The organism is Amycolatopsis sp. NPDC043885, from assembly GCF_056435685.1.
The window spans coordinates 66,233-90,884 of record NZ_JBWKEA010000026.1 but is presented as its reverse complement, the minus strand read 5'-3'; the positions used below and the strand labels follow the sequence as shown (position 1 = coordinate 90,884).

General features: G+C 68.7%; 23 protein-coding genes and 1 riboswitch. Of the genes, 16 read left to right on the top strand and 7 right to left on the bottom strand.

Features of this window, described 5'->3' with window-relative positions:
* Nucleotides 1-149 precede the first annotated feature (149 nt).
* Complete coding sequence (locus tag AC069I_RS41615) at nucleotides 150-731, top strand: MerR family transcriptional regulator (RefSeq protein ID WP_005150040.1); 582 nt, start codon at nucleotides 150-152, stop codon at nucleotides 729-731.
* Between the two features lie 46 nt (nucleotides 732-777).
* A riboswitch (glycine riboswitch) is annotated at nucleotides 778-879 on the top strand.
* Nucleotides 880-1,049: 170 nt separating this feature from the next.
* Nucleotides 1,050-3,929, top strand: a complete 2,880-nt coding sequence (gcvP, locus tag AC069I_RS41610) for an aminomethyl-transferring glycine dehydrogenase (RefSeq protein ID WP_478228270.1) — start codon at nucleotides 1,050-1,052, stop codon at nucleotides 3,927-3,929.
* A 46-nt stretch (nucleotides 3,930-3,975) separates the two neighbouring features.
* Here the strand turns inward: gcvP and AC069I_RS41605 are convergent, their stop codons facing one another.
* Nucleotides 3,976-4,338, bottom strand: coding sequence for a nuclear transport factor 2 family protein (locus AC069I_RS41605; RefSeq protein ID WP_478267814.1), 363 nt, complete (start codon nucleotides 4,336-4,338; stop codon nucleotides 3,976-3,978).
* 114 nt (nucleotides 4,339-4,452) lie between these two features.
* On the opposite strand from AC069I_RS41605, the gene AC069I_RS41600 reads away from it, so the two are divergent.
* Both AC069I_RS41600 and AC069I_RS41595 read left to right on the top strand, forming a co-directional pair.
* A complete protein-coding gene (locus AC069I_RS41600; RefSeq protein ID WP_478228272.1) occupies nucleotides 4,453-5,280 on the top strand; it encodes a helix-turn-helix domain-containing protein in 828 nt (275 codons plus the stop codon).
* A 48-nt stretch (nucleotides 5,281-5,328) separates the two neighbouring features.
* Nucleotides 5,329-6,153, top strand: coding sequence for an aldo/keto reductase (locus tag AC069I_RS41595; RefSeq protein ID WP_478228273.1), 825 nt, complete (start codon nucleotides 5,329-5,331; stop codon nucleotides 6,151-6,153).
* A gap of 251 nt (nucleotides 6,154-6,404) precedes the next feature.
* On the opposite strand, the gene AC069I_RS41590 is transcribed toward AC069I_RS41595, so the two are convergent.
* The 5 genes from AC069I_RS41590 to AC069I_RS41570 all read right to left on the bottom strand — a co-directional run bounded on the left by AC069I_RS41590 (nucleotide 6,405) and on the right by AC069I_RS41570 (nucleotide 11,234).
* Nucleotides 6,405-7,091: a hypothetical protein gene (locus tag AC069I_RS41590; protein ID WP_478228274.1), complete on the bottom strand. Its 687-nt coding sequence runs from the start codon at nucleotides 7,089-7,091 to the stop codon at nucleotides 6,405-6,407.
* Between the two features lie 93 nt (nucleotides 7,092-7,184).
* Complete coding sequence (locus AC069I_RS41585) at nucleotides 7,185-8,096, bottom strand: 3-methyladenine DNA glycosylase (protein ID WP_478267813.1); 912 nt, start codon at nucleotides 8,094-8,096, stop codon at nucleotides 7,185-7,187.
* Nucleotides 8,093-9,136 carry a hemolysin family protein gene (locus tag AC069I_RS41580; protein ID WP_478267812.1) on the bottom strand — a complete coding sequence of 348 codons (1,044 nt, stop codon included), beginning with the start codon at nucleotides 9,134-9,136 and terminating at the stop codon, nucleotides 8,093-8,095. The genes AC069I_RS41585 and AC069I_RS41580 overlap by 4 nt, the downstream gene beginning before the upstream one ends.
* Nucleotides 9,133-10,479, bottom strand: coding sequence for a hemolysin family protein (locus AC069I_RS41575; RefSeq protein ID WP_478232609.1), 1,347 nt, complete (start codon nucleotides 10,477-10,479; stop codon nucleotides 9,133-9,135). Before AC069I_RS41575 ends, AC069I_RS41580 begins: the two co-directional genes overlap by 4 nt.
* Before the next feature lie 158 nt (nucleotides 10,480-10,637).
* The gene (locus tag AC069I_RS41570; RefSeq protein ID WP_125678272.1) at nucleotides 10,638-11,234 is read right to left on the bottom strand and encodes a TetR/AcrR family transcriptional regulator; all 597 of its coding nucleotides are present in this window, start codon (nucleotides 11,232-11,234) and stop codon (nucleotides 10,638-10,640) included.
* Between the two features lie 202 nt (nucleotides 11,235-11,436).
* On the opposite strand from AC069I_RS41570, the gene AC069I_RS41565 reads away from it, so the two are divergent.
* From AC069I_RS41565 to pip, 5 genes are all read left to right on the top strand, one after another.
* Nucleotides 11,437-11,835: a hypothetical protein gene (locus AC069I_RS41565; RefSeq protein WP_478267811.1), complete on the top strand. Its 399-nt coding sequence runs from the start codon at nucleotides 11,437-11,439 to the stop codon at nucleotides 11,833-11,835.
* A 2-nt stretch (nucleotides 11,836-11,837) separates the two neighbouring features.
* On the top strand, nucleotides 11,838-12,464 hold the full coding sequence (locus AC069I_RS41560) for a DUF3558 domain-containing protein (protein ID WP_478267810.1): 627 nt from the start codon (nucleotides 11,838-11,840) through the stop codon (nucleotides 12,462-12,464).
* Nucleotides 12,461-13,795, top strand: coding sequence for a hypothetical protein (locus AC069I_RS41555; RefSeq protein ID WP_478267809.1), 1,335 nt, complete (start codon nucleotides 12,461-12,463; stop codon nucleotides 13,793-13,795). Before AC069I_RS41560 ends, AC069I_RS41555 begins: the two co-directional genes overlap by 4 nt.
* 24 nt (nucleotides 13,796-13,819) lie before the next feature.
* Nucleotides 13,820-14,551, top strand: a complete 732-nt coding sequence (locus tag AC069I_RS41550) for an ESX secretion-associated protein EspG (protein ID WP_478267828.1) — start codon at nucleotides 13,820-13,822, stop codon at nucleotides 14,549-14,551.
* A gap of 188 nt (nucleotides 14,552-14,739) precedes the next feature.
* Entirely contained in the window at nucleotides 14,740-15,660 is a 921-nt protein-coding gene (pip, locus tag AC069I_RS41545; RefSeq protein WP_478267827.1) for a prolyl aminopeptidase, read from the top strand.
* Here the strand turns inward: pip and AC069I_RS41540 are convergent.
* Nucleotides 15,650-16,837: a Glu/Leu/Phe/Val dehydrogenase dimerization domain-containing protein gene (locus AC069I_RS41540; RefSeq protein ID WP_478267808.1), complete on the bottom strand. Its 1,188-nt coding sequence runs from the start codon at nucleotides 16,835-16,837 to the stop codon at nucleotides 15,650-15,652. The two genes, pip and AC069I_RS41540, sit on opposite strands and share 11 nt — an antisense overlap.
* 161 nt (nucleotides 16,838-16,998) lie before the next feature.
* On the opposite strand from AC069I_RS41540, the gene AC069I_RS41535 reads away from it, so the two are divergent.
* The 7 genes from AC069I_RS41535 (at nucleotide 16,999) to AC069I_RS41505 (ending at nucleotide 24,638) form a co-directional block, all read left to right on the top strand.
* Nucleotides 16,999-17,922 carry a LysR family transcriptional regulator gene (locus AC069I_RS41535; RefSeq protein ID WP_478228281.1) on the top strand — a complete coding sequence of 308 codons (924 nt, stop codon included), beginning with the start codon at nucleotides 16,999-17,001 and terminating at the stop codon, nucleotides 17,920-17,922.
* A 130-nt stretch (nucleotides 17,923-18,052) separates the two neighbouring features.
* Nucleotides 18,053-19,315 (top strand): glutamate-cysteine ligase family protein, encoded by a 1,263-nt coding sequence (locus AC069I_RS41530; RefSeq protein WP_478267807.1) that lies wholly within the window; start codon nucleotides 18,053-18,055, stop codon nucleotides 19,313-19,315.
* Nucleotides 19,312-20,661, top strand: a complete 1,350-nt coding sequence (egtB, locus tag AC069I_RS41525) for an ergothioneine biosynthesis protein EgtB (protein WP_478267806.1) — start codon at nucleotides 19,312-19,314, stop codon at nucleotides 20,659-20,661. The genes AC069I_RS41530 and egtB overlap by 4 nt, the downstream gene beginning before the upstream one ends.
* Nucleotides 20,662-20,666: 5 nt before the next feature.
* Nucleotides 20,667-21,431, top strand: coding sequence for an ergothioneine biosynthesis protein EgtC (egtC, locus tag AC069I_RS41520; RefSeq protein ID WP_478228284.1), 765 nt, complete (start codon nucleotides 20,667-20,669; stop codon nucleotides 21,429-21,431).
* A complete protein-coding gene (gene egtD, locus AC069I_RS41515) occupies nucleotides 21,428-22,405 on the top strand; it encodes an L-histidine N(alpha)-methyltransferase (protein ID WP_478267805.1) in 978 nt (325 codons plus the stop codon). The genes egtC and egtD overlap by 4 nt, the downstream gene beginning before the upstream one ends.
* A 46-nt stretch (nucleotides 22,406-22,451) precedes the next feature.
* Nucleotides 22,452-22,874 carry a nitroreductase family deazaflavin-dependent oxidoreductase gene (locus AC069I_RS41510; RefSeq protein WP_478228366.1) on the top strand — a complete coding sequence of 141 codons (423 nt, stop codon included), beginning with the start codon at nucleotides 22,452-22,454 and terminating at the stop codon, nucleotides 22,872-22,874.
* Nucleotides 22,875-23,030: 156 nt separating this feature from the next.
* Nucleotides 23,031-24,638, top strand: coding sequence for an alpha/beta hydrolase (locus tag AC069I_RS41505; protein ID WP_478267804.1), 1,608 nt, complete (start codon nucleotides 23,031-23,033; stop codon nucleotides 24,636-24,638).
* Nucleotides 24,639-24,652: the final 14 nt, after the last annotated feature.

The window sequence follows — 24,652 nt, the reverse complement described above, 5'->3', positions numbered from 1 at the left end:
GGACGCGCTTACCGTCAATGAAGGTGAATCGCCAAGGTGTGATTCGGATGTCTGGGGCATTCGTCTTGACGAGGAACTCCGGTGCGGACTCACGTGGGTCCGCGCGGCTTTGTTCGCCGGCCGCCAGGTCGGGCGAGGGGAGGCATGGCGTGGTCGAGGCTGGTAGCCCTCAAGAGCCGCTCGTTCCGGTCGCTGACGGCGAGCAGGGCGAGCTGTTCCCCGACTCTTCCCTCCCGGACGAACTCGTCGGCTACCGAGGCCCCGCCGCCTGTCAGATCGCCGGGATCACCTACCGGCAGCTCGACTACTGGGCCCGCACGAAGCTGGTCGCGCCGAGCATCCGCACGGCGCACGGCTCCGGTTCGCAGCGGCTCTACTCGTTCAAGGACATCCTCGTCCTGAAGGTCGTCAAGCGGCTGCTGGACACCGGTGTCTCCCTGCAGAACATCCGCGTCGCCGTCGACCATCTGCGTCTGCGCGGCGTCCGTGACCTCGCCAAGGTCACCCTGTTCTCCGACGGCACCACCGTCTACGAGTGCACCTCGCCCGAAGAGATCGTCGATTTACTCCAGGGCGGGCAAGGTGTCTTCGGGATCGCGGTCAGCGGCGCGATGCAGGAGATCAGCGGCACCATCCACGAGTTCCCGGCCGAGCGGGCCGACGGCGGCGTGATCGAAACGGTCACGCCGGACGAGCTCACACAGCGCCGTAACGCACGTCGCACCGGCTGATCATGAAGCCGCGCGGTCGGCAGGGTAGGCTCACTTCCGCGGTCGACGAATCCGCGCGGGAGAGACCGAGCCGATAACCGTTGAGCTCGGCGCCGAAGGAGCAAGTCCTCCCCGGAACCTCTCAGGCACCCTGGACCGCGCGGAAGAGACGCCTCTGGAAAGTGGTTCGCCAGGTCACAGCCTGGCGGCCCCGCCGACGGTGCAAGCCCGGCTCAACACTCGGGCGAAACTCTCAGGCGCCCCCTCGGGGGTACGGACAGAGTGGGGAGGGCCAGGACAATCGTCCCGGCCCCACCCCCGCGTCTTGGGAGGTCCCCGATGGAGCCCGTATCACTGGCCGCTCTCGAATCCGGGACCCCCTTCGCGGACCGGCACATCGGTCCCGGCGCCGAGGAGCTCGCGCGCATCCTCGACGTCGTCGGCGTCGCTTCCCTGGACGAGCTCGCCGAGCGGGCCGTCCCCGCGTCGCTGCGGGAGTCCGCGACACCGCCGGATCTGCCGCCGCCCGCCACCGAGACCGGCGCGCTCGCCGAACTCCGCGCGCTGGCCGCGCGCGACCGGCCGATGGTCCAGATGATCGGCCTCGGCTACCACGGCACCGTGACCCCGCCGGTGATCCGCCGGAACGTGCTGGAGAGCCCGGCCTGGTACACCGCTTACACGCCGTATCAGCCGGAGATCTCGCAGGGCCGCCTCGAAGCGCTGCTGAACTTCCAGACCATGGTCGCCGATCTGACCGGCCTGCCGATAGCCAACGCCTCCATGCTGGACGAGGCGACCGCCGCGGCGGAAGCGATGACGCTGGTCCGCCGGGCGGGCAAGGCGAAGTCGAACCGGTTCGTGGTCGACGAGGACACCCTTCCGCAGACGATCGAGGTCCTGCGCACCCGAGCCGAACCGCTCGGCATCGAGCTGGTGACCGCGGATCTGTCCCAGGGCATCACCGGACTGGGCCTGGGCGGCGACTTCTTCGGGGTGCTGCTGTCGTATCCGGGCGCGTCGGGAGTCGTCCGCGAATGGGACCACACGATCACCGAGGCCAAGGCACTGGGCGCGGCGGTGGTGATGGCCGCGGATCCGCTGGCGCTGACCCTGTTGCGGTCGCCCGGTGAGCTCGGCGCCGATGTCGCGATCGGATCCACGCAGCGGTTCGGGGTCCCGATGGGCTTCGGCGGGCCGCACGCCGCGTACCTCGCGGTTCGGCAGGGTCTCGAACGGCAGCTGCCCGGCCGTCTGGTCGGGGTGTCGAAGGACGCCGACGGCGCTCCGGCGTACCGGCTCGCGCTCCAGACCCGTGAGCAGCACATCCGCCGCGAGAAGGCGACGAGCAACATCTGCACCGCCCAGGTGCTGCTGGCGGTGATCGCGTCGATGTACGCGGTGTACCACGGTCCCGAAGGCCTGCGCGCCATCGCGAACCGCGCGCACCGGATGGCCACCGTGCTCGCGGCAGGACTCGCCGAGAGCGGTGTCGACGTCGTGCACTGCGAGTTCTTCGACACCGTGATGGTCGCCGTCCCCGGCCGCGCGACCGGGGTCGTCGGCACCGCCCGGGAACTCGGGGTCAACCTGCGGCTCGTCGACGCGGACCACGTCGCCGTCGCCTGCGACGAGACGACGTCCCGTGAGCACCTTTCCCTGGTGTGGAAGGCGTTCGGGGTCGCGGTGTCCGATGTGGACTCGCTCGACGCGGACACCGCGGACGGTTTCCCACCGGATCTGCGCCGCACCAGCGACTACCTGACGCATTCGGTCTTCCACGCACACCGCTCGGAGACGGCACTGCTCCGGTACCTGAGGTCGTTGTCCGACAAGGACGTCGCGCTCGACCGGAGCATGATCCCGCTCGGCTCCTGCACGATGAAACTCAACGCCACGGCCGAAATGGAGCCGATCACCTGGCCGGAGTTCGCCGGCCTGCACCCGTTCGCGCCCGCCGAGGACGCGGCAGGGCTGCTCACCGTCGTGAAGGATCTGGAGCGGTGGCTCGCCGGCATCACCGGCTACGACGCGGTCTCACTGCAACCGAACGCCGGCAGCCAAGGCGAGTTCGCCGGATTGCTGGCGATTCGCGCCTATCACCGCGAGCGCGGGAACGAGGCGCGTGACGTCTGCCTGATCCCGTCCAGCGCGCACGGGACGAACGCCGCCAGCGCGGTCATGGCGGGGATGCGCGTGGCCGTGGTGAAATGCGACGACGAGGGCAACATCGACCTCGGCCACCTCAGGTCCACTGTGGACGAGCACGCGGACGACCTCGCCGCGATCATGATCACCTATCCCTCGACGCACGGCGTCTACGAGGACACCGTCCGCGAGGTCTGCGCGCTGGTGCACGACGCGGGCGGTCAGGTGTACGTCGACGGGGCGAACCTGAACGCGCTGATCGGAGTCGCGCAGTACGGGAAGTTCGGCGCCGACGTCTCCCATCTGAACCTGCACAAGACCTTCTGCATCCCGCACGGTGGCGGCGGGCCGGGCATCGGCCCGATCGGTGTCCGCGCGCATCTGGCGCCGTATCTGCCGAACCACCCGCTGCAACCGGACGCCGGCCCGGCCACCGGCGTAGGCCCGATCAGCGCCGCGCCGTGGGGGAGCGCGTCGATCCTGCCGATCTCCTGGGCCTACGTCCGGATGATGGGCGCCGACGGCCTGCGGAGGGCGACGCTGACCGCGGTCGCGAACGCCAACTACGTCGCGAAACGTCTCGCCGCGCATTATCCGGTGCTGTACTCCGGGCACGAGGGACTCGTGGCGCACGAGTGCATCCTCGACCTCCGCGCGATCACCAAACGCACCGGCGTCACGGTCGATGACGTCGCCAAACGGCTGGCCGACTATGGCCTCCACGCGCCGACGATGTCCTTCCCGGTCGCGGGGACACTCATGGTCGAGCCCACCGAGAGCGAGGACCTCGGCGAACTCGACCGGTTCTGCGACGCGATGATCGCGATCCGCGCCGAGATCGAGAAGGTCGCCGCAGGGGAGTGGCCGGTGACCGAAAGCCCGCTGCGCAACGCCCCGCACACCGCGCGCTGCCTCGCTGGGGAGTGGGATCGCCCGTACAGCAGGGAGATCGCGGTCTTCCCGGCCGGGTTCACCGCGTCGAAGATCTGGCCCCCGGTGCGGCGGATCGACGGGGCCGCGGGGGACCGCAACCTCGTCTGCTCCTGCCCGCCACCGGAGGCCTTCGCCTGAACCCGCTCCCGATCGCGGTCGCGGGTTCACTGGCACACGCTGCAGCTCAGCCGGGCATCTTGTCGAGAAATCCCAGCACCTGCTTGATCCGCCCGTCCTCGACGGTGATGACGTCGAAACCGATCGCCAGCGGCTCTTCCGCGCCCTCCGGGCCGAGGTGCCACTGGAACCGCGCGATGTCGTGATGCGCGTCGGGCGCCGACGGCAGGCTGAACTCCAGGCCCGCGAACTGGGCTTGCGCGCCGGCGATGAAGCCGTCGACACCGTCGTGGCCGGTGACCGCGCCGAGCGGGTCGGTGTAGGCGGCGTCCTCGGTGAACACTTCGGTGATGAGCGCGCGGCGCTTGTCCGCGTCGGTCTCGTTCCATACGGCGATGTACTGCTCGGCGACGCGCTGGATGTCCGACATGGTGTCTCCTCGTTCTGTTGTGGGGTAACCGATGCCGCAACTCTGTCGGCTGAAGGTGGGGCCCGTCGATTACGCGGGAGGTAATGGCGGCTCCGCGCGCGTGGCCGTAGGTTCGTGATCGTGACGACCACAGTGACCGCGAGCCGTGCGGGCCGCCCCGTCGGCGAACTCCTCCGCGAATGGCGCGACCGCCGCCGGATCAGCCAGCTGGATCTCGCCATCTCGGCGGACATCTCCACCCGGCACCTGAGCTTCGTGGAGACGGGCCGGTCCAAGCCCAGTCGCGAGATGGTGCTGAGGCTCGGCGAGCACCTGGAGGTGCCCTTGAGGGAACGCAATCAGCTGCTGCTGGCGGCGGGTTACGCGCCCGCGTACGCCGAAAGCGGTCTTGGCGCCCCGGAAATGGCGGCCGTCCGCAAGGCGGTCCGTCAGCTGATGACGAGTCACGAGCCGTATCCGGCCGCCGTCGCCGACCGCTGGTGGAACCTGGTCGATGCCAACGCGAGCATCTCGATCATGACCAGCCTGGTCTCGCCCGCCTTGATGACGCCTCCGGTCAACGTCCTGCGGGTGACACTGCATCCGGAGGGGATGGCGCCGCACGTGCTGAACCTGGGGGAGTGGCGCGCTCATCTGCTCGGCAGGCTGCGGCGGCAGGTGACCCAGACGGCCGACCCGGCGCTGACCGAGCTCCTGGAGGAACTGCTGTCCTATCCGTGCGCGGATCCCGTCCCCGAGGTGGAGGTCCCCGGACCGGGCGACATCTTCGTCCCGTTGAAGCTACGCCACGAGGACGCGGAACTCACGTTCTTCAGCACGGTCTCCACCTTCGGGACGCCGTTGGACGTCACGGTGGCCGAGCTGGTGATCGAGTCCTTCTTCCCGGCCGACGCGGACACGGCGGAATATCTGCGCGCGTACGCCGCGCGCGGGGTGGAATGATGTAGGAGAAGAAGTCCTGCCACAGACTCCAGTGAGGATTCCTCTTCCATGGCCGTGCCTTCCGTCGTCCTGAACAACGAGGTAGCCATCCCCCAACTCGGTTTCGGTGTCTGGCAGGTCCCCGCGGGCGACACGGCCAAGGTCGTCCGGACCGCCATCGAGGCCGGGTACCGCAGCATCGACACCGCCGCGTCGTACCGGAACGAAGCCGGTGTCGGCGAGGCGATCCGCTCATCGGACGTGCCCCGCGACGAACTGTTCATCACCACGAAACTGCCGAATCCGGGCCACGGCTACGACGAGGCGCTCCGTGCGTTCGACACGAGCCTCACGGAACTCGGCCTGGACCGCGTGGACCTGTACCTGATCCACTGGCCGACGCCTGCCCGCGGGAAGTACGTCGAAACCTGGCGTGCGCTGGAAAAGCTCTACGCGGACGGCCGGGCGCGCGCCATCGGGGTGTCGAACTTCCACGTCCCGCATCTGCGGCGGCTGTTCGACGAAACCGGGATCGTGCCCGCGGTCAACCAGGTCGAGCTGCACCCGCGGCTCCAGCAGACGGCGCTGCGGGAGTTCCATGCCGAGCACGGCATCGTCACCGAGGCCTGGAGCCCGCTCGCGCAGGGATCGCTGCTCTCGGACCCGACACTGACCGCCCTCGCCGCCAAATACGGGAAGAGCCCCGCGCAACTGGTGCTGCGCTGGCATCTGCAGCTCGGCACGGTCGCCATCCCGAAATCCGTGACCCCGTCCCGGATTCGCGAGAACTTCGACGTCTTCGACTTCGAACTGGCCGAGGATGATCTCGCGGCTCTCGCCGAGTTCGACGACGGGACGCGCACCGGCCCGGACCCGGACACCTTCGGCTCGTGAGTGGTAACGACGGTTCTAACCGTCCTTACCACTCACGAGACCGATGTGACCGCTGCTGCGCGTGGGAGTCCCAGAGGTAGTGAAGGCCTCCTTGCCAACCCTCAGGGTAGGCAAGGAGGCCTTCACGGACCGGCTGCGGCCAAGTCCTGAGCACGGTTGGCCCTAACGTCCTTGCCGCTCACGAGAGTCGAGGTACGGGAAAGGCCCCTTCCCGAGCGGTGAAGGGGCCTTTCCCGTAGGTTCGTGGACTCTCAGGTGGCCTTGATACCGGCGGCGGCGAAGTCGGCCTGCTGGGCGGGTTGCTGCAGGTACTGCCGGAACGTCTGCGAGGCGCGCATCTGGACCTCGTCGATGCTCTTGCCGGCGAGCCCGACGAGCGGGTAGTCGGCCGAACGCGCCGTCGCGACCGACTGGGCGGGTGAACCGACCAGCTCGGGCTTGGCGGTGTTCAGTTCGGTCACCCAGTAGGTGGACTCTGGGATCCAGGCGGCGGGGAGGCCGCCGATCGAGTCCAGGTTCGTCCGGCCGATGAGGCCGTCGAGCACGGAAGCGGAGGACAGCGCGTCGACCTGGATGACCACGCAGTGGTCGCGGACCACGGTCGCGGCGTTGTTCCACCGCTCGGCCGCCGCTCGCACGGGCTTTTCGATACTGGGGGTGACGATGATCCGCATCGGGGTGTCGCCGGCGCTGCACGCCTTGGCCTGGGCTTCGGCGCGGGTGTTGAGCTCACCGTCGGCCCAGTTCCAGCCGAAGACGCCGATCGCGACCAGGACCACGAGGACCAGGCAGGCGATCGGCCACTTGGCGATCCGGCGCCGCGGGGCCTTCTTCCCGACGATCCGGTGTGAACCGGTCGCCTCACCGCGACCCTGAGGCCGCTTCGGCGGGTCGAGGGGATGCGGCACCGGCTCCTCGGCCACGCTGTGTCGCCCCATCGTTGTCCTTTCGAAACGTGCGCGCTCGCGCTGCGTATGCAATCAAACCGTTATCACTCTAACAGGGGAGGATGTTACGGGGAATGCGACGACTCACAGTTGTTTGCCGCGTGTCGCGGGCACCTTCTTTAACTCGGCGAGGAGCCGTTGGCAATGCGCTATCAGGTGCTCACGCAGCGGCGCCGCCCGGCGGGCGAAAGCGGCTTGCGCGCGGGCGTACTCGGCCCGGCCATCCGGGCTCTCGATCCGCACGGGCGAGTACCCGAACTCCGCCAGATCGTACGGGCTCGCCCGCATGTCCAGTTCCCGGATGTCCGCCGCCAGCTCGAAGCAGTGCCCGACCAGCTCGGCGGGCACGAACGGATCGAGTTTGTACGCCCACTTGAACAAGTCCATGTTGGCGTGGAGGCAGCCCGGTTGCTCGAAGTCGATCTGGTCCTCCCGCTCCGGTCGCAGGGTGTTGAGCGGCCGGGCGGGCTCGGTGAAGAACCGAAACGCGTCGAAATGTCCGCATCGGATCTCCAGCGACTCGACCACGCCGTCGGTGCCGGCCGAACCGAGCCGGAGCGGAAGTTGTGAATGACGAACCTCGTTCGCCGATTCCCGGTAAACCATTGCCCATTCGTGAAGGCCGAAACAACTGAGTCTCGGAGAGCGGGACGCGGTCGCGGAAAGCAGTCCGAGGACGAATTCGGCGGTCTTGGCGCGGCCCTCGGTGAAGCCCGCCGGATCGAGCATGACGCCCTCCGGCGTCTCCACGTAACCCTTCCTCTCCAGGAACTGCCGGGCGGACGCGCCTTCGAGCACGACCCCGGGGCCCGGTTGCCAGCGTTCGAGATGCCCGGGCCGGTGCGAGTAGTAGGTGAAGAGGAAGTCGAGCACCGGATGCTTCTCGCCCCGCGAGCGGCGCCGCTGGTGCGGTGTCGTCCAGCGCCGCATCCGCGTGACGTGCTCGGCTTCCCGAGCCCGCCAGACGGGCTCGGGAAGGACGATCGGGCCGGTCATGACCTGACGTGGGTACCGTCGCGGACAGTTCCCACGTATTCCTCGACGAGGTCCTCCAGCGCGATGACGCCGACCGCGGCCCCGGCCGGGCTGAGCGCCCGCGCCAGGTGACTGCCTTCCTTGCGCATCGCCGACAACGCCTCGTCGAGCCGGGCGTCGGCGTGCAGTTCGGTGAGCGCCCGCGTCTTGTCCGGCGGCACCACGGTGGTCGGGTCCTCGCCCACGAGGTCGAGGATGTCCTTGACGTGGATGTAGCCGGTCAGTGTCCCGTCGTCGGTGCACACCGGGAAGCGGGAGAACCCGGTCGAGGACACCGCGCGCTCGACGTCGCCCAACGTGGGCGAGCAGGGCAGCGTCGTCAGCTGAGCGGTCGGGACCAGCACGTCGGCCACCGTCTTCTCCACCGAGGACAGCGTCTTGCTCAGCCGCTGGTGTTCGGAGTGCTCCAGCAGCCCCTCGCGCCGCGACTCACTGAGCAGTTCCGCGAGCTCGTCGGAGGTGTAGGCGGTTTCGAGTTCGTCCTTCGGTTCGACCTTGAACACCCGAAGCAGGGAGTTCGCCACGAAGTTCAGCAGCCAGATGAACGGGTTGGCGAGCTTCACCCACGCCACGTGCACCGGCACCAGCCACAGCGCCAGCCGCTCCGGCTCGGCGATCGCGAGGTTCTTCGGCACCATCTCGCCGATGAGGACATGCAGGATGGTGATGAACGCCAGCGCGATCGCGAACGAGATCGGGTGCAGCAGGACCTCGGGAATCCCGAACAGCTCGAAGAAACCGGCCAGCCGGTGCGCGACGGCGGGCTCGCCGAGCCGTCCCAGCAGCAACGAGCAGATGGTGATGCCGAGCTGCGCGCCCGCCAGCATCAGCGAGACGTTCCTGCTCGCGTTGATGACGATCCTGGCGCGGGTCTTTCCCTGCTCCAGCAAGGCTTCCAGCCGGTCGCGCCGCGACGAGATGAGCGCGAACTCGGCGCCGACGAAGAACGCGTTGGCCAGCAGCAGGACCACGACGAGGAAGATGTTGAACCAGTCGCTCATCGGGCGGGCTCCTGCTCGGCGGACGTGGCGGTCTCGCTGATCCGCCGGACTTCGACCTCGGCGATGCGCAGACGGTCCATCCTGGTCACCGTGAGCCGCCAGGCGTCGAGATCGGTGGCGTCGCCGGGGGAGGGGATCCGGCCGAGGCGCTCGAGGATCAGCCCGGCGATGGTCTCGTAGTCGCCGTCGGGCATCCGGAACCCGGTCTCGTCGGTGACCTCGTCGGCGCGAAGCTGCCCGGACACGAGCCAGTTGTCGGCGCCGACCTGCTGGGAGGACGGCGCTTCCCGCTCGTCGTGTTCGTCGCGGACGTCGCCGATGATCTCCTCGACCACGTCCTCCAGGGTCACCAGTCCCGCGGTGCCGCCGTACTCGTCGACGACGATCGCGAGCTGGAACCGGGAATCACGCAGCCGGTTGAGCAGCGAGTCGCCCGGCAGGGATTCGGGCACCGTCGGGATCGGCCGCATGACCGAACCGATCCGTACCGTGGCGCGCTGGGCGGCCGGGACGGTGAACGCCTGCTTGATGTGCACCGCGCCCTGCACGTCGTCGAGATCCTCGGTGTAGACCGGGAAGCGCGAAAAGCCGGTGCGGCGCGAGATCTCGATGAGGTCGGCGATGGTGTCGTCCACGGTCAGCGATTCGAGCTGGACGCGGGGCGTCATCAGCTCGTCGGCCGTCCGTTCGCCGAAGCGCAGCGACTTGTCCAGCAGTTCGGCCGTCGAGGTGTCGAGCGTGCCGCTTTCCGCGCTGGACCGCACGATCGAGCCGAGTTCCTGCGGCGACCGGGCCGACCGCAGTTCTTCCTGCGGCTCGACGCCGAACTTGCGGACGAGGAAGTTGGCGCTGTTGTTCATCAAGGTGATGAGCCAGCGGAACAGCGACGAGAACCGCGAGTGGTACCCCGCGACGGCGCGCGCGGTCTGCAGCGGCCGGGCGATCGCGAGGTTCTTCGGCATCATTTCGCCGAGGATCATCGACAGCGACGTGGCCAGGATCAGCGCGACAGTGAGCGACACCCCGTTCGCCACGCCTTCGGAGAACCCGATGGCGGTGAACAGCGGGTGGAGCAGGTCACCGATCACCGGCTCTGCGAGGTAACCGGTGATCAGGGTGGTGATGGTGATCGCCACCTGCGCGCCGGAGAGCTGGAACGAGAGCGTGCGGTGCGCCTTCTGCACGGTGTGTGCGCGCTTGTCGCCGACCTGGCGGACGTTCGCGTCGACCGTGCTGCGCTCGAGCGCGGTGAGGGAGAACTCGGCGGCGACGGCGAGGCCGGTGCCGACGGTCAGCAGGAGGAACAGGAGAATGCCGAGAACGGCGAGCAGGATTTCCATCATTCCCTGCCGGCGGGGTCGGCGGGAAGAACCACGGAACAGCCGGGTGTGCCACCCGGCTCGATACTGTCACCAGGTGACTGCGCGTCGCGCACGAAAAGAGTCACTCCTCGATCGGAAACCAACAGACACCGCCGCTGTACTGCGACGATGGGACAATCTTAACGCGTTCCCCCGGCCGCGTGGGCTCGGTGCCGCCGCACGCTCTCCTCGACCAGGTCGAGCACGGGGCCGAGATCGTCACCCGGCTGGCCCATCGCGAGATGGGAGACGAGACCTTCGAGAACGAGCTCGAGGTACGCGGTCAGGACGTCGACGTCGACGTCGTCACGCAGGATCCCGGCGTCGCGCTGACGGAGCAGACGGCGGCGGGTCGCGGCGGTCAGCTGGTGGGACCGCTCGGCCCAGCGGGCGCGGAACTCGGGGTCGGTGCGCAGCCGCCGGGAAACCTCCAGCCGCGTGCCGAGCCAGTCCGCGGGGTGCTCGCTGCGGTTCGTCAGCAGCTCGCGCATCACCTGGACGAGACCCTGCTCGGCGACGATGTCGGCCATGCGCACCGCGTCGTCCTCGGCCAAGGCCAGGAAGAGGGACTCCTTGTCCCGGAAATGGTGGAAGATCGCACCACGGGAAAGGCCGGTGGCTTCCTCCAGCCGCCGGACAGTGGCACCCTCGTAGCCATAACGTGCGAAGCACACGCGGGAGCCGTCGAGGATCTGGCGCCGGCGTGCGTCGAGGTGATCCTGGCTGACCCGTGGCATTCTGGAATCCTGTCACCGGGAACCCGGTCAATGCAATCCGTACGTACGTACTGTGACCAGTTCGCGGGATGATCGCCCGGCACGGGAACCAAACGGCTACGCGACACGTCGGACTACTCGGCCGGATCGGCTGACACGCCGTCCGTCGCTTGGCTACGCTTTGTCCGTCACGGTGCGTGAATGCTGAGGGGAAGGTGCGGGCGTGAACATCATCGGCGACGCCGCGAGCGCGATCAAGGCCGTCTGGGGTGACCTGACCACGCCGAAGGAGCCGACCGTTTACGGCGGTGGCGGCGGCGGTGGCGGCGGGTTCGAGATGAGCCCCGAGGAGTTGAAGACCGTCATCGGGCTGTGGCAGGACGAGCTGAAGAAGGTCGTCGACGACGGTCGGAAGATCGAGCGGATCATGGATGATCTGATGCCGCCCGGCCAGGACGAAGCCAGCTCCAGCTACGTGAACTCCGGTCTCGATTCGCTTCTGTCCCTGCAGACGCAGAACGAATCCATGAAGGCGTACATCGAGGGCTACATCGAAAAGCTGGAGATCGCCCGCACGAAGACGATGGCGACCGACCAGGCCAACACCCTGCGCACGACCTGAGGATGCCGAACGTGTTGAGGAATCGCGTCGCTGCGGCGGCGCTCGTGCTCGTTTCCGTCGCGGTCGCGGGCTGTTCGGGAGAGAATCCCGGGACGCCGTCGCCCAGCACCGGATCGGCGCCATCGTCGGCTTCGTCGGCCGCGCCGGAAGACCCGAACGTACCGAAGGTGGCGAATCCGCTGGACGCCTCGGCGTTTGTCGGTGACGTCTGCAAGCTGCTTCCGACCGCCGCAGCCGCGGAATTGGGGTTCACCGAGCCCGGTGAATCGAAGAACGACACCAGTAACCCCGATTGCAGCTGGGGAGTTCGAGGCAAGGCGGACAGCCTGCAGCTCATCCTCGGTAGCGGCAACCGCGAAAAGGGTATGGGCGGTCTGGCCGGCTTGCACAAGGCCAAGGAAGCCGGGCAACTGAGGTTCCTGGAGCCCGGCCCCGAGGTCGATGGCTATCCGACCGTCTATTACGGACTGCAGGACCGGCGAGCGCGTGGCAACTGCGACCTCGCTGTCGGCGTCGCCGACGACTTGACGGTCGGTGTGCACGCCACGGGCTACGACAACGAACAGGAATCCTGCGGGAACGCGCAGAAGGCCGTGTCGGCCGTGATCAAGACACTCAAGGGGGCATGAGGGTGGACGGCAAGCAGATCTACGAGAACTTCACTCAAGGCGACACCCGCAACCTGCGTAGCGCGGCCGATCGCGTCGCTGAGCTTTCCGACGCCTATGTCGAGCGCGGCATGGCCATCAAGTCCCTGCAGTCGCGGATGGCGTCCTCCTGGACCGGGTCCGCCGCGGACGCGGCCAACGCCGGTGCGGGCCCGCTCGAGCAGGCCTTCAAGGAGACCGCGGACCCGCTGTTCACCACGAAGGCCTCGGTCACCATGCAGGCCGACAGCTTCGACGACTCCGGGTCGTCGGTCGTGCCCGTGCCGCCCAAGCCGGACAAGCCCAACCCCTGGACCACCGGCCTGAAGGGCGCGATCCCGATCGCCGGGCCGTTCATGGTCAACAACGACATCAAGAACTACCAAGAGGGCGTCGCGAAGCACGAGGCGGCGAACCAGAACAACGTCCGCGTGATGGACCAGTACGACTCGGTCACCAGCAGCACCAGTTCCAGCCTGCCGACCGATTACGGCGTGCTGAAGAACGACGGCGCGAACGTCAGTGTCAAGACCCCCGGCGGTACGCCCCCGATCGTGACGCCGCCGACCATCCCGGTGAGGCCCGGCAGGAACGGCGGCGGGGACGACAACGACGGCACCGACACCAGTGGCACGGACGACAACGGCACCAACCAGAACAAGCCGGGCGGCGACCAGAACCAGAACAGGCCGGGCACCAACGAGGACCGCCCGGTGCCCCCGAGGGACAGGCCCGACGGCAATATCACGACGCCGACGCGGAAGCCGGGTACCGGGGACGACGACACCACGCGCCCGACCGGCGGCGGCAAGGGCAAGCCGGGACCGACGACCGAGATCCCGGGCAGGACGCCCGGACGCGGACCGGGTGACTCGGACAACGTCATCGGCCTCCCGAACGGGCAAAGCCAAAGCTACAACCCCGGCGGTGGCACTGGCCAGAACCCGCCCGGCGGCACCAGCGGACGCAACGTTCCCGGACCCAACAGCGCGGCGGGCAGGCTTCTCGGTGGCGAGGGCGGCGCCGGTGGCCGTGCGGGCGGTCCCGGTGGGCCCGGTTCCGGCGGTCTGGGGGCGGGCAGGGGGTCCGGCATGGGCGGGCTCGGCGGCCTGGGTGGCGGAGACCTGGCCGGTGGCCGCGGTGGTGCCGGCCGTGGTGGCGCCGGAGCGATGGGCCCGATGGGGGCAGGCGGCAGGCGTGCCGATGGTGACGAGGACGACGAGCACCAGCGTCCCGACTACCTGATCGAGGCCGACCCCGACGCGATCTTCGGCACCGACCAGCGGACCAGTCCGCCGGTCATCGGCGAGTAGCGGATGACGGTGAGAACGGGCCGGGTGGACGTCCCGGTCGAAGCCTTGGCGGCGCTCGCCGAACGCGAACGCGTCGGCGACCTGCACATCACGTTGCGTCCCGAACCGCGCTGGCTGTCCAGGACGGCCCGCGCGGAGGCGGACAAGCGAGTGGAAGCGGCGTTGGCGCAAGCCGGGCTGCTGGACTCGAGCGGCCGTGCGTCGGTCGACTTCCTGGACTGGCTTCCGGTGCTCACGAAACCGGCCATCGAGTACTACGGCTGGGTGAACACCGGAGGCGAGACCTACGGCGTCCTGGCCGCCTCGCTGGGCCTGCAGGCGGTGCTGGCCGTGGCGTCCGGTGACTGGGTCGGGCTGCAGGAGATCGATCGGCGGCGGCTGCCCGAAACGCTGATCGAACAGCTGCCGCCCGTTCCGGCGGGCGGCGGCAGGCTTCGCACGGTTCGCGCATATGAGCTCGAAGAGGCGGCCCGGCGCGGCCCGGACACGCATTCGCTGCCGCCGGTGATCGCGGACATCGTCACCCTCGTGCAGCGGCCGGTCGAGGGGAGCGGCGAGCTCTACGTCGGCAAGCGGGACGAAATCGGCAGGCACGTGGCCGTCGAGGATCCGCTCCACTTCGCCGACACGGACTGGGGCCGGTACCTCAGCTACACGACCGGACACGGCAACGACGCGGTGGTCCACATCGGCCCCGCCGGCCCGGCGGAGCTGGCCGACGCGCTCCGGCACGTCGCCGGGACCCTGCCGGGCTAGCCACAGGCGAGTACATGAAGGCCCCCTTCCTTGCGCCAGACGCGAGAAAGGGGGCCTTCATGTACTTAAAGCACGCGCCCAGGCGCCCAACCCGGCTATTGTGACAGCGCTGTTGTATTTCTGGCGGGGTCTGGGAGGACGAGAACGTGACACGGCTGTATCCGGAAATCGAACCGTACGACCACGGGATGCTCGACGTCGGCGACGGGCACCTCGTGTACTGGGAGGTCTGCGGGAACCCCGACGGCAAAGCCGCCGTCACGCTGCACGGCGGCCCGGGGACCGGGTGCAGTACCGGCCTGCGCCGGTACTTCGACCCGGCCAAGTACCGGATCGTGCTGTTCGACCAGCGCGGCTGCGGCCGGAGCACCCCGCACGCGGGCGAGCCCGAGGCAGACCTTTCCACCAACACCACCGACCACCTGATCGCGGACATGGAACGCCTTCGCGAGCATCTGGGAATCGAGAAGTGGCTGCTCTTCGGTGGTTCCTGGGGCTCGGTGCTCGCGCTGGTCTACGCCGAGCGCCATCCGGGCCGGGTCTCGGAGATGGTCCTGATGGGCTTGGCCACCGGACGCCGGAGCGAGACCGACCTGCTCACCCGTGGCCTCGGCGGCGTCTTCCCCGAGGCGTGGGCGAAGTTCCGTGACGGCGTTCCCGAAGAGGATCGCGACGGTGACCTGGCGGCGGCTTACCTGAAGTTGCTGATGGACCCCGACCCGGCGGTGCACGAGAAGGCGGCGGCCGATTGGTGTGCCTGGGAGGACGCGATCATCCCGACCTCCCCGCCGTACAAGAGCTTCGAGAGTCCGAAGTTCCGGCTCGCCTTCGCCAGGCTGGTCACGCACTACTGGAGTCAAGGGTCCTTTTTGGACGAAGGCGTGGTCCTGCGGGAGGCAGGGAAACTGGCTCACATCCCGGCCGTACTCGCCGAAGGAAGTCTCGACCTGAGCAACCTCATCGGCACCCCGTGGGAGCTGGCGCACGCGTGGCCCGGCAGCGAGCTTGTGGTCATCGACGAGGTCGGCCACAGCACCCAGGACGAGCCGATGCGCGAAGTCCTCATCGGCGCGACGGACCGCTTCGCCACGCGCATTCTCAGGGGATGACCAGGGCCGGGGCGGTTTCGGGAGAGGTGGCGTCCGAACGGGTGGTTTCGGCGAGCCGCAGCCCGGTGGTGCGCGGCGCGATCCGGTCGAGGTTCCACGAACTCAGCAGCAGGGCCACTTTCGCCCGCATCTCGGTCCGCAGGCGCAGGAACGAATCGGCGGGATCGGCGCCGACCTCGCCGAGCAGGAGCCACCAGGCCCACGCGGCCGCGCCCGCGTTCGCGACGAAGTCCGGGATCACCGGGATGCCACGAGCCGCCAGTCCAGCCTCGGCGTCGGGGGTGGTCGCCGCGTTGGCGGCTTCGATGACGACCTTCGCCTTGACCATGCCCTGGTTCCCGGCGCGCAGTGCGTACGAGATCGCCGCCGGGACGAGGATGTCGGCGTCCGTCGCCACGATCCCGTCGCGCGGGAGCAGCCGGACGTCGGCGGGAAGCCGGCCGCGGTCGATCTCGCCGTAGGAGTCCCGCAGCTCCAGCAGCGCCGGGATGTCAAGGCCTTCGGGCCGGTAGAGCGTCCCGGCCGCGTCGGCGACCGCGACGACCTTCATGCCGGCTTCGTGCAGGTACCAGGCCGCGCCGCCGCCCATGGTGCCGATGCCCTGGATGGCGACCGTGGTCTTCTCGGCCGCCCATTCCCAGGCGTCGGCGACACCGAGGCAGGCCTGCGCGACGCCGTAGCCGCCGATCACGTCGCCGAGCAGGAGGCCGCCGGGGACCGGTGTGCTCAACCCGGCCTGCACGCGGCGAAGGGTGTGCGCCGGGTCGGCCGAACGGCGGATCGCCGCGTGGTACGACTGCTCGAGCCCGAGCTTCGCGAACACCTCGTCGATCAGGTGCTGGGGTACGCCGAGGTCTTCGGCGGTCACCCAGTGGTTGTCGATCCACGGCCGCAGGAACGCGCAGAACCGTTCCAGCACACCGAAAGCGCGCTCGTCCTTCGGATCGAAGTCGATGCCGCCCTTGGCCCCGCCGACCGGCAGGCCGAAGGTCGCGGTCTTGTTCGCCATCCCCCTCGCCAGGTCCTCGACCTCCGGCATCGTGCAACCCGCGCGCATCCGGGTCCCGCCGGTCGCGATGCCGGAGACCAGGCTGTGCACTACGAGGTAGCCGGTGGCACCGGTGACGGGGTCGGTCCAGATGAGCCTCATCAGCGGTTCGGCGTTCCTCGCGGCCATGCGGCCACCTCCTTCGGGATTCGGGGTCGTCCTGCGCCACTTCCGAGAGTGCGCCCTGCCGGGCACGGGCGTCCATTTACCGAATCTGAACGATGTCGTGCAGAGAAACTGGTGTAACGCGCCATCCGGCGTCCGCGACCGCACCCGATTACGTTGGGGTCATGGAGCTTTCGTTGCACCGCCTGAGGATGCTCCGCGAGCTGAGCCGACGTGGCACCGTCACGGCGGCTGCCGCTTCGCTGCATTACACCGCTTCGGCGGTGTCGCAGCAGCTGGCGCAGTTGGAGCGGGACGTGGGTGCGAAGCTGTTCGAACGCTTCGGCAGACGGGTGCAGCTGACCGAACTGGGGCTGCTGCTGACCGAGCACGCCGAGGAGATCCTGGGGTCCGTCGAGCGGGCGACGCTGGCGTTGGAGGAGGCGCAGGAGACCGTTTCGGTACGGCTCATGGCCGGGGTGTGGGCGTCGGTCGCTTCGGGACTGCTTCCGCACGCGCTGGCCGCACTGGCGGGTGAGCATCCGGGGATCCAGGTCCGGACCCGTGAGCTCGCGCCGGAGGACACCGCCGACGCCGTCCGGGACGGCGAACTGGATCTGTCGTTCGTGATCGACTACTCCGACGCGCCGATGCCGTGGGACGCCGGTCTGGAACGGGCGGTGATCGCGGTCGAACGGCTGCACGCCGCGGTGCCGGCCGGTGCCGTCCCCGCGGGGAGCGCGTCGTTGCTCGAACTGGCCGAGCACCCGTGGATCCTCGCCAGCCCGAAGAGTCACTTCGGCCGCGCGGTGCGCACGGCGTGTCACCGCCACGGGTTCGAGCCGAAGATCAACCACGAGGTCGAGGAGCAATCGACGGCGATGGCGATGGTCCGGGCGGGGCTCGGGGTAACCCTCGTTTCGGATCTCGGGCTCGGGCTTCGGCCGCCGGGGATCGACGTCGTCGCGTTGACCACACCGTTGCTTCGGACGGTTTCGATCGCCTACCGGACGACGTCGTCACGGCGACCGGCCCTGCAGCTGGTGATCGAGGCGGTCCGCAACGCGGCCGCCGCGCTCGGGCTGGGCACGGAGCCCGCTTTGCCCTGAATCGTCCGGTCCTAAGAGGTGGTCGGAGGATCTTGCCCCGCAAGAACCGGCCTGAATTTGTCGGACTCCGCGTGTAGCGTCCGAAGTCAAGGTATCTCAGTTATCGGACAACCGACTGGACGGCGGAAAGATGACTACTGTTCATGATTTCCCCGAGAAGTCCGGGAGCGCGTCGAACGCGACGGCGAAGGTCCTCTCGGACCGCGCCGAGGGTGAGGCGTATGTGGCTTCCGTGTGCTTCAAGCACGGGCCACCGAGACTCCTCGGCGTAGAGCTGGAATTCACCGTGCACTACGCCGACGAGCCCGCCCGGCCTCTCGATCCCGACGATCTCGCCACCGCGCTCGGCCCGCACACCCCGCGGACCCTGCGCCCCGACAGCCCCGCCCTCCCGCTTCCGGCAGGTTCACCGCTGAGCCTCGAGCCCGGATGCCAGGTGGAGATCTCCGCTCAACCACAGACCACGCTGCGCCACCTGGACGCCGTCGTCTCGGCCGATCTGGCCCACCTCGAAAATCTTCTCGCCGCCCGCGGCCTGCACCTGGGGGACTCCGGGATAGACAGGTATCGCGCCCCCGTTCGCAAACTGGGCACACCGCGCTACGCCGCGATGGAACGCCGCTTCGCGCCGATGGGCGCCGGGGGCGCGACGATGATGTGCAGCACCGCCGGCCTGCAAGTCTGTGTGGACGCCGGTGAGACGGGCGACCTGGCCGACCGCTGGGCCGCGGTCCACGCGCTCGGTCCGCCCCTGCTGGCCACCTTCGCCAACTCCCGGGTCCACGCCGGACGCGACACCGGCCACGCGTCCGCGCGCTGGCTCGCCGTGATGGAAACGGAAAGGGTCCGCACCCGGTCGGCGGAACCGGGCAAGGATCCGGCGGGGGAGTGGGCACGCAGGATCCTGGACACCCCGCTGATGGTCCTTCCCGGCCGTGACGGCCGCTGGGACGCGCCCGATTCCCTGACCTTCGCCGACTGGATCGACGGACGGGGCGAGGGCGCCGGGCTCGACAGGCCGACCGAGGAAGACCTGGCCTATCACCTGACGACGTTCTTCACCCCGGTCCGTCCACAGGGGTATCTGGAGATCCGGTACCTGGACGCCCAGCCCGCCGCGAGGTGGCTGCACCCGGTCGCCCTGCTGGCCGCACTGCTCGCGCGGCCGTCCACAGTGGACAAGGTGCTCGAACTGTGCGAACCGGTCATGGGCAGATGGGAGCGCGCGGCCCGGTTCGGCCTGGCCGACAGGGCGATCGCCGGCGTCGCGAGCAAGGTGGTGGACCTCGGCTGTGCCGAACTCGGCACCACCGGTCTGCTGCCGGAGACCATCACGGAGATCAGCGAGGGCGTGCAGTCCCTCGTGCACCGTTCGAGGAGCCACCAGTCATGAGCTTGGAAAGCACCGAGACCAACCCGCTTCGCGCGCTGAGCCCGCAAGACCTGCGGGCGCACGCGGCAGAGGCGCTCACCAGGGCCCGCGAGCGCAGCGTCGCGCTGACGGACGTGGACGACGAAGACCTGGTCCGCCAGCATTCGAAACTGATGTCGCCGCTGGTCTGGGATCTCGCGCACATCGGCAGCCAAGAAGAGCTCTGGCTGGTGCGTGACGTGGGCGGCCGTGAGGCGCTCCGGCCCGACATCGACGACATCTACGACGCGTTCCAGCACGCTCGCGCGGATCGTCCGGCGCTGCCGCTGCTGGGCCCGGAGGAAGCGCGCAAGTACGTCCGCGAAGTCAGGGAGAAATCCTTCGACATCCTGGAAAGCGTTCCGCTGCAAGGCAGGCGGCTCACCGAGGACGCCTTCGCCTTCGGCATGATCACCCAGCACGAGCAGCAGCACGACGAGACGATGCTGGCCACTCATCAGCTCCGCAAGGGCGATCCGGTGCTGCACGCGCCAGCGCCACCGCCGTCCCGGTCCGGGCCGCTGCCCGCGGAGGTGTTCGTCCCCGGCGGCGCTTTCACCATGGGCACCTCCGCCGAGCCGTGGGCGCTGGACAACGAGCGTCCCGCGCACGAGGTCGCGGTGGAGGCGTTCTTCATCGACACCGCACCGGTCACCTGCGGGGCGTACGCCGAGTTCCTCGACTCCGGGGGTTACGAAGACCCGAAGTGGTGGAGCGAGCGTGGCTGGACGTACCGGAGCGAGCACGGCATCGAGGCGCCGCGCTTCTGGAAACGGGAGCAGGACGGCTGGTGGCGGACGCGGTTCGGCGTCTACGAGAAGGTGCCCGCCGCGGAGCCTGTCGTCCACGTTTCCTTCCACGAGGCCGAGGCGTACGCCGCCTGGGCAGGCCGTCGCCTGCCGACGGAACCGGAGTGGGAGAAGGCCGCCCGGTTCGACCCGGCCACCGGCCGGTCGCGCCGGTTCCCCTGGGGCGACGAGGAACCCACTCCCGACCACGCGAACCTCGGACAGCGGCATCTGCGGCCCGCGGAGGTCGGCGCGTACCCGGCGGGTGCGTCGCCGTTGGGCGTGCACCAGTTGATCGGCGACGTGTGGGAGTGGACCAGCAGCGGCTTCGAAGCGTATCCGGGCTTCGCCGCGTTCCCGTACAAGGAGTATTCGGAGGTGTTCTTCGGAGGGGACTACCGGATCCTGCGCGGTGGCTCGTTCGGGACGGACGCGGCGGCCATCCGCGGCACCTTCCGCAACTGGGATCACCCGATCCGGCGACAGATCTTCTCCGGGTTCCGCTGTGCCCGGGACGCACGGCCGAGCGAGGTGGCCTGAGGGGCATGTGCCGTCACCTCGCGTATCTCGGCGAGCCGCGCTCGCCCGCCGAGATGCTCTTTCACGCCCCTCATTCGCTGCTCGTGCAGTCCTACGCTCCCCGTGACATGCGGGGCGGTGGTTCGGTCAACGCGGACGGGTACGGCCTCGGCTGGTACGCCGACGGCTCCGAACCGCTGCGGCTGCGCAGGTCCGCTCCCTTGTGGACGGACGGGGATCTGCCGGCGCTGGCCGGCTCGGTCCGGTCGCACGCCTTCCTGGCGGCTGTCCGGAACGGGACGACGGGGATGCCCGTGGTCGAGGCGGCGAACGCGCCGTTCACCGGCGGCCGTTACCTCTTCAGCCACAACGGGCTGGTGCGGGGCTGGCCGGACTCGATGGCCGAGCTCGCCGCGAAACTGCCGATCACCCGGCTGCTGACGCTGGAGGCGACCACGGATTCGGTACTGCTGTGGGCGTTGCTGAGTGAGCGGCTCGAGGCGGGCGAAGACCCGCTCGCGGCCGTCACGTGGCTGACCGGAGTGGTCGAGGAGGCGGGGCCGGGTTCGCGGCTCAATCTCCTGCTGACCGACGGCCGGACACTCGTCGGTACCGCGTGGACGCATTCCCTGTCCTATCGGGACACCGGAGGCGGTGTGCTCGTCGCGTCGGAACCGTGCGACGACGATCCCGGCTGGACTCCCGTTCCCGACCGCCACGCCGTCCGGGTCACCGGCGCGGGCGTGGAAATCCTTCCCCTCGAAGCCGATCGGAGCCCTGAGGCACGATGACCGAAGTCGACCTCGACGTACACCACAGCGAATCGGATATCACCGAGCAACTGCGCGCGGACGTCCGCGCCGGCCTGGAGGCGGATCAGAAATGGTTGTCGCCCAAATGGTTCTACGACGCCCGCGGCAGCGAACTGTTCGAGAAGATCACCGCCCTCCCCGAGTACTACCCGACCAGGAGCGAGCGGGAGGTGCTCGCCGCGCGCGGTGGCGAGATAGCCGAGAGTTCGGGCGCGCACACCCTTGTCGAACTCGGTTCCGGATCGAGTGAAAAGACGAGGCTCCTCCTCGACGCGCTCACGAGCCACGGCACGTTGAAGGAGTTCGTCCCGCTCGACGTCTCCGAAACCGCGCTCGCCGAAGCCGCGGAAGCCATCACGGCCGACTACCCGTCCCTCGAAGTCCGGGGCGTGGTCGGTGACTTCACCCGTCATCTGGACCTGTTGCCGGGCGACCGTCCGCGGCTGGTGGTCTTCCTCGGCGGCACGATCGGCAATTTCCTTCCCGCCGACCGCGCCACCTTCCTGCGCTCGGTCCGCGAAGTGCTCGACGAGGGGGAGTGGTTCCTTCTCGGGACTGACCTGGTGAAGGACCGGGAAACCCTGGAACGCGCGTATGACGACGCGGCCGGGGTCACCGCCGAGTTCAATCGCAACATGCTCCGCGTGATCAACAACGGTCTCGGCGCGAACTTCGACCCGGCCGCCTTCGACCACGTCTCGTATTGGGACGAGGAGAACGAATGGATCGAAATGCGTCTGCGCGCCCATGAACCGCAGACCGTCGACATCCCGGGCGCCGACCTGCAGGTGAAGTTCGCCGAGGGCGAATACGTGCGCACCGAGATCTCCGCGAAGTTCCGGCGGGAGGGAATCGCCGCGGAACTGGCCGCCGCCGGTTTCTCGGTGGAGAAATGGTGGACGGACTCGGAATCGCGGTTCGGGGTGAGCCTGGCAAGATCTGTCCGTGGCTAACCCTCTCACGTCGCTCGCCCGCGCGCTCGGCACGAAACCGTGGCTGATGGGGCTCGCGGGCGGGATCATCTGGGTGGACAAGAGACTCCATCGGCTGTTCAAGGGGAAGGTGAGCCTGGTCGCGCTGGCCGGGCTCCCTTCCCTGCGCCTGACCACGACCGGCCGCAAGAGCGGCCTGGCCCGCAGTACCAATCTCCTGTACTTCCCGCACGGTGAGGACTTCGTGCTCGTCGGCTCCAATTGGGGGAGACCGAACGATCCCGCGTGGACGCACAACCTGCGGTCGAATCCCGACGCGATCGTCGCGCTGGCGGGCAAGGAGATCCCGGTCAGGGCCAGGGAACTGCGCGGAGACGAGTACGAAGCGATGTGGAAACTGCTGCTGGAGTTCTGGCCCGGTTACTCCATGGAGGAGCAAGCCGCTTGCCGTGTGTTACCGATTTTCGAGTTGAAGACAACCACTCGATAGGTTCGTACCATCCTTTCGGCCGGTGACTGGGTTACCGGCTTGTGCGAGGCTCGCTTGGTGTTACGCGCCGTGACGTCGACGGCGCGCCGAGCGACGTGGCCCATCACGTCGCCAGCCGAGGGAGGAGTCGTTTTGCCGAGATCCACAAGGAGGCCGGTGCGCGGTTTCGCACTGGTAGGGGCACTCGTGGCCGGCGCCGCGTTGACCGGGGCGTCCGGGACGGCGGTCGCCGCCCAGGAGACTGGGACGCCCGCCGCCCAGGTAGGCGCGACGGCGCCGGTGAACTGGGGTGCCTGCACGGCGGACCAGGTCCGCGGTGTTCCCGCCGACCAGGCCAAGTTCTACAGCTGCGCGCGGTATCGCGTGCCGATCGACCACGACAACGCGGCGCTCGGCACCATCGACATCGCGATGCTGAAGCGGGCGGCGAAGACGCCCGACAAGAAGGTCGGTTCGCTGTTCCTCAACCCGGGCGGTCCCGGCGGTTCCGGTTTCCGGATGCCGATCGGCGCGGCGAACTACTTCCAGCCGCAGGTGCTGGACCGGTTCGACCTGATCGGGTTCGATCCGCGCGGGGTCGGGGCCAGCAACCCGCTCAAGTGCTTCACCACGCAGGAAGACGCGGACGACGTCTTCTCCGCGCAGATCCCCGTGCCGCTGACCCGGCAGGAGATCTCCGGGACGCTGGCCTCGTACCGCGACTACGGCCAGTTCTGCAAGAACAACGCGGGCGCGCTGCTGAACCACATGTCCACCAAGGACGTCGTGCGTGACCTCGACAAGATGCGGGCGGCCGTCGGCGACCAGAAGCTGACCTTCGTCGGCTTCTCGTACGGGACCCTGATCGGGTCGACGTACACGTCGATGTTCCCGAAGCAGAGCCGGGCGATCGTCATCGACGGCAACGTCGACCCGGCGCTGCGCACCAGCGACGGTGTGCAGTACGACCGCGAGCGCGCTCGCGGGTTCGAGATCGCGCTGGACGCCTTCCTGCGCAAGTGCGCGCAGGTCGGGCCGAAGTGCTCCTTCAGCCCAGGCACGCCGCGGGAGAAGTTCGACGAGATCCGCGACCACCTGCGCCAGCAGCCGATCAAGCTGCCGGACGGGAGCAGCTACGACATCAACGCCTTCACCAGCACGGTGGCCGGGGTGCTGTACTCGCCGACGTCGTTCCCGCCGCTGGCCGACGACCTGCAGGCGCTGTACAACATCGTCCACCCGCCCGCGGCGCAGACGCAGACGGCACAGGCCGTCGAGCTGAAGGTGCTGCGGTCGGGGGCGAACGGGCGCGCGGACGTGAACCCGGACAGCCTGTACACCGGTGACGACTCCTACTTCGCCGTGAACTGCTCGGACAAGAAGATCACGATCAAGCAGGAGAAGGTCCCCGAGATCGCCGCGAAGTGGGAGAAGGAATCGCCCACTTTCGGCCGCTACCAGGCGTTCTCGGACGTGGCGGGGTGCCCGGTGTGGCCGGCGAAGAAGCCGGACGTCTATCGCGGTCCGTGGCAGGCCAAGACCGACACCCCGGTGCTGGTCATCGGCAACTACTACGACCCGGCGACCCAGTACCTGTTCTCGAAGCGGATGGCCGACCAGCTGGGCAACGCCCGGTTGCTCTCGGTCGACGCCTTCGGGCACTGCATCCTTGGCGACTCGCTCGGGGTGGACAAGGTGACGGCCGACTACCTGATCGATCTGAAGGTCCCGGCCAACGGCCAGGTGTTCCAGCCGAACGTCCAGCCGTTCGAAACCACTGCCTGATCCTGGGCGAACGA